Source organism: Shewanella sp. SM74 (assembly GCF_025653725.1).
In the GTDB taxonomy this organism is placed as follows: Bacteria; Pseudomonadota; Gammaproteobacteria; order Enterobacterales; family Shewanellaceae; genus Shewanella; species Shewanella oncorhynchi.
The window spans coordinates 1-1,245 of the sequence record NZ_JAKKRZ010000082.1; the positions used below are offsets into that span (position 1 = coordinate 1).

At 48.4% G+C, this 1,245-nt stretch carries 1 protein-coding gene; it reads left to right on the forward strand.

Features of this window, described 5'->3' with window-relative positions; translation table 11 throughout:
* The first annotated feature begins 23 nt into the window (after positions 1 to 23).
* A complete protein-coding gene (locus L5M49_RS25020) occupies positions 24 to 1,232 on the forward strand; it encodes an IS4-like element IS10A family transposase (RefSeq protein WP_001206290.1) in 1,209 nt (402 codons plus the stop codon).
* The last annotated feature ends 13 nt before the right edge of the window (positions 1,233 to 1,245 follow it).

Below are 1,245 nucleotides of genomic sequence, written 5' to 3' on the forward strand. Positions count from 1 at the left end.
AAAAACTACACTTGGACAACAAGATGCGCGAAGCCAATATCCTACAACATTCTTTACACCAATACTGCCCAGAACTTCACCTAAAACGATTAAACAGCTTGATGCTGGCCTCTAAGGCACTGATTGAATGTAAGACACTGACCTTGACTGAGTTAGGTCGAAATTTACCAACCACGGCCCGAACCAAGCACAACATCAAGCGCATTGATCGTTTGCTCGGCAACACGCATCTGCATCAAGAACGGTTAGCTGTCTACCAATGGCATGCCAGCCTCATCTGTTCTGGTAACCCTATGCCGATTGTGCTCGTCGATTGGTCAGACATCCGAGAGCATAAACGCATCATGGCTCTGCGCGCCTCAATAGCCTTCAATGGCCGCTCTATTACCCTGTATGAGAAGTCCTATCCCCTATCAGAACAATGCTCTAAGGCCTCCCACAACGGTTTTTTAGCGGACTTAGCCAAGATTTTACCTTTGCATGTTACCCCTCTCATCGTGACTGACGCGGGGTTCAAAGTGCCTTGGTACAAAGAGGTTGAGGCGCATGGTTGGTTTTGGCTAAGCCGTATTCGCGGTACAGTTCAATTTGCAGATATTGGCGCTGAAAATTGGCGTGCAGTTCGCAGTACACATGACTTGGCCAACGGTCAAGCGAAGAGCCTGGGTTGTAAGACCTTGACCAAAACTAACCCTATCAATTGCCATCTCACGCTTTATCGTAGCAAACCTAAGGGGCGTACAAATCAGCGTTCAACGAGGACTAATTGCCACCATCCATCGGCAAAAACGTACTCAACATCGGCGAAAGAGCCTTGGGTGTTAGCCAGCAATTTACCACCAGAATCTCGGAGCCCAAAGCAGCTGGTAAACCTGTACGCCAAACGTATGCAAATAGAGGAAACCTTTCGTGACCTCAAAAGCCCGGCATACGGCTTTGGCTTACGCCAAAGTCGTACCAACAGTCCAGAGCGATTCGACATCATCCTACTGATAGCGTTGATGGTTCAATGCCTGTTGTGGCTAGTTGGTTTACACGCACAGCAACAGGGCTGGGATAAGCATTTTCAGGCCAATACCATTGGGCATCGAACGGTACTCTCAACGATTCGCTTGGGATTGGAGGTACTCAGGCGGCCTGATTATCAAATCACGGAGAAAGAATTGCTGGCGGCCTGGGTATTATTCGCCAATCAGTTGCTCAAATATGGCTATGCTATGGCTGATTTATGAGGGGATCCTTCAG